The organism is Rhodococcus sp. MT28, assembly GCF_058792695.1.
The window spans coordinates 1-3,483 of sequence record NZ_JBXAFD010000052.1; the positions used below are offsets into that span (position 1 = coordinate 1).

4 protein-coding genes and 1 pseudogene are annotated in these 3,483 nt (G+C 58.8%); 1 reads left to right on the forward strand and 4 read right to left on the reverse strand.

All coding sequences use genetic code 11. The features are described 5' to 3' along the window. Positions 1-235: 235 nt before the first annotated feature. Positions 236-785 (reverse strand): annotated as a pseudogene (locus AC1Q6C_RS33485) (recombinase family protein). 347 nt (positions 786-1,132) lie between these two features. On the opposite strand from AC1Q6C_RS33485, the gene AC1Q6C_RS33490 reads away from it, so the two are divergent. Then, a complete protein-coding gene (locus AC1Q6C_RS33490; protein ID WP_007734817.1) occupies positions 1,133-1,465 on the forward strand; it encodes a hypothetical protein in 333 nt (110 codons plus the stop codon). Between the two features lie 298 nt (positions 1,466-1,763). Here the strand turns inward: AC1Q6C_RS33490 and AC1Q6C_RS33495 are convergent, their stop codons facing one another. From AC1Q6C_RS33495 to AC1Q6C_RS33505, 3 genes are all read right to left on the reverse strand, one after another. Continuing rightward, positions 1,764-2,219 (reverse strand): hypothetical protein, encoded by a 456-nt coding sequence (locus tag AC1Q6C_RS33495; protein ID WP_238565256.1) that lies wholly within the window; start codon positions 2,217-2,219, stop codon positions 1,764-1,766. 373 nt (positions 2,220-2,592) lie between these two features. Then, positions 2,593-2,913 carry a hypothetical protein gene (locus AC1Q6C_RS33500; protein WP_007734819.1) on the reverse strand — a complete coding sequence of 107 codons (321 nt, stop codon included), beginning with the start codon at positions 2,911-2,913 and terminating at the stop codon, positions 2,593-2,595. A gap of 125 nt (positions 2,914-3,038) precedes the next feature. Beyond that, positions 3,039-3,483, reverse strand: a 445-nt coding sequence (locus AC1Q6C_RS33505) for a hypothetical protein (RefSeq protein ID WP_492667123.1), incomplete at its 5' end; no start/stop codon positions are given.

Consider the following 3,483-nt stretch of genomic DNA (forward strand, 5'->3'; position numbering starts at 1 on the left):
CCGCCAGCATCCTCGTCATCGGCAATTAGCGACACAAAGCGATCACAGAACACCGCCAAAGAGCGGCAAACTCCACAATATGGGTAGTCGAGTCCATTTTGACTGTCCGGTGAAACATTCCGGTATGGCACAGTTTCCAGCGGACGACATAGGAGCCGCGGGTCAGCTGCGACGAAAACCCTGCCAAATAGCTCAGCGGGTCACAAACCCCCTAAAATACGTTAAAGCTGTTTTCTCACTGCAAGTTCCGGTACAGGGTGCTGCGGGCGACGTTCAACACTTCCGCAATTTCGGTCATGGATACGCCGTCCCCACGCATTTTGTTCGCCTGTCGTTTCTTCGCTGCGGTCAGCGAGGATGGCCAGGCCTCCGACGCGGCCACGATCGCGAGCTGCGGAGAGTCCTGCCATGGTGCGTTCACGGATGAGGTTGCGCTCGAATTCCGCTAGGGCGCCGAAGATGTGGAAGATCAGCTTGCCGCCCGGTGTGGTCGTGTTGATCTCTTCGGTCAAAGATTTGAACGCCACTCCGCGCGCTTCGAGCTGGGTGACCGTCTCGATGAGGTGAGGCAGTGAGCGGCCGAGTCGATCGAGGCGCCACACGACGAGTGTGTCACCGGGGCGCAGTGCGTCCATGACGGCCGCCAACTCGGGTCGATCCGTCTTCGCTCCTGATGCTTTGTCTGTCCATATGCGAAAACAGCCGGCCGCGTTGAGTGCGTCCTGCTGTAATTCCGGGTTCTGGTCGGTGGTTGAAACCCTGGCGTAGCCCAAAAAGTCGCTCACAAGGGCACAGTTGTTGCAGAACTCACCGACAGGCGACGTTTCGGGACAAATGCAATGGGACGGGTTTTTGCAACACTCCCCTGGCTGGTCGCTTTGTCTGATCATCGCCGTCCGTTTCGTGTCCGAGAAACGAACGAATGAGAGACATCCGAATATGCGCGTAACTATCCAAACGATCAATCGGCGGCGAAGCCGCGCGACGGATTCACCGTTCTGATTCAGTGGTCTCAATGAACACACGAGAGAGCCAAAGATCGCACGTTCGCTTCCTAGCGTTTGCTGCCGGTGGCCTTCTGAGCATCGCCGCAGACCGTTCAATCTCTCGTCGGAATCCGACACGTCGAACAGTGGTCTATGCCGCGGGGCTGGTGGGCGCTGCAGTTGTCTATCCGATCTCGCACCTGGGGCGTACTGCGGATTCGGCTGCGCTCACCCGTGAGTGGATTGCGGTGTTGGCGACGGCAGCGGTCTATGTCGGTGCGAGCATTCTGCCGGCACAGGGTGCTGCGCTGACCGCTGGCGGATGGCTTGGGCATGCAGTTTTCGATCACGGACACGATCGAGGTGGGTCTTCACGGCTGCCGCATTGGTATCCCATGCTGTGCGCTGGCTTCGACGTTGGTGTAGCAGCGTTGCTGTGCGTGTCGAACACTCCTGCGCCCTCGAGAACCACCGCGTAGCCGCAGAATCCGGGCCAGCCCATTCAATTGCGCATCGATCTGTCGACATTGGCCGCGGCGCCCATACGGTTCGGTAACCGCTGCCATCGATTTCGGACCGGCACCCACGTGAGCGGCAAGCACCACTGTGCCTCAGCCTTCGATGCCTCAGCAACGGCCGATTCAGAGACATCGAAGAAACGGATAGCTCCTCACCGTTATGAACGATCACGCTAAGGGAGTGGGACGGCTCGCCCTCGTAGAAGCTCACAACACCATTGAGTAACCGTCGACCCCTCATCCGCCAAACCCGACAAGATCAGTGAGAACCGGACGCTTCGACATTCACCGGCCCAGCGCCCTGCCTCGTCAACCGTGTCCGACCGATGCTGAACACCTGCAACACAATCGCTAGCAACACCGCCAATAACGCAGCCGGGAAACTACCCACGACCGACAGCAACTCCGGCGACGACGACGTGAACGCCGAAAAGAAACCCACCACCGACATCACCAGCAGCAATCCCGCAACAACCCAGCCGGCCCAGGGCCGCGGCATCACGGCCGGAATCAAGCACAGCAACACCGGCACCGCCAGAACAGGAATAACCGACCACCCGAAATAATCCCAGATCGACTGATTGCACTGCGCCGACGGCAGGGAGAGCCCGATCTCGCAATCGGTGATCTCGAGTATCGACCACGACGCCACGAACACCCCCAGAGCGGTAGCGATGATCGCCACCACGATCCACAACAACCGAATTACCGTCATCACCCGAGCATGCCATTCGCCGTCGCTCCTAAAGGACTTCGTTTCCTCACTCGACCATGGACACCCTTGTCGTAGTTAGGTTCCGAGCATCGACGAGGGCTGGCTGCACTGGGATTCCCCTAGGACTCCACGATGTCTCGCCTGAAACTGTCTCGACAACGAACGATTGACGGACACACCACTTCGGGCGGGTCCGGAATTGTTCACGGCGCCGCACACCCGCTCCAAGCGGGCGCTCAGCGCTCCTCATCGAGACAAGGCTGATCTGGGATAGCCCACGCCGCGAGAAGACCGGGCCTTCAACTACCTGGCGACCGCATAAATTCGGCTGCCACGGACGGTTTGCGCGATGGCAATTTGGGCGCTGACGAGGTCAGGCCCGTTTCTGCGTTCTAGTGCGCAGGGCAGCAACCACCAGAGTCGGAAGACCATTGACCATGCTGAGCACAACAACTGCCAGACCTCCAGCCAACAACGGCTCTGTACCCCAATAGAAGCCGAAAATGCGAACCGTGCCAACGATACTCAGCACCCAACCGGCAGTCTGGGCACGACGAACACGCTGTGCGGGGCGCGCCGAGGATGCGCCGGAAAGGGTGGGCAGTCTCCGACCGTAACCTTCACCGACCGCGATATAAGCACCTAAGACGTGGAAAGCGATGGCGAGCACCAATGCTCCCAACCCGATCAGCATGTATACCCTCCAATCCGTTCATCGACTGTAACGCTATTTGGTCGCGGCAAAGGCGAAGTGGTGATGCTCAAATGAACGATTGACGGACACACGACTTCGAGCGGGGTTCCCGGTGGTTTGAGGGGTCAATAGTCGTCGACGACAAGATGAGGGAATCGGTACCATCCGCCCCCAATGTCCTCCAATCGGAGCTGATTGAAGGTCTTGTCGGACACACCATCGGGTGCATACATCCAGCCGGGATTGTCCATGATGTCCAACCCATCTCGTGCGTCATAGAAATAGACGTGGCCTTGACTGCTGACGTTGGCGTAGGAGATGTCGAATCTGCCGATTCGCAGATCACGATGATACCCATCGGAATAGGGATCGTCAGGTTCTTGAAGTAGTTGCTGTGCAACGGTTTCGAACTCGGCCCGATACTGATCAAAATGTGGCTGCCCAGCGGCCGCGATTCCGAGAGCGATCACCACCAGAACCGGAACAGCGACAACGGACCACAACCATCGGCGTCGCTGCCACCAGCACACTCCGAGCAGCACGATTGCAACACTCGCCGTGAGGACCCAG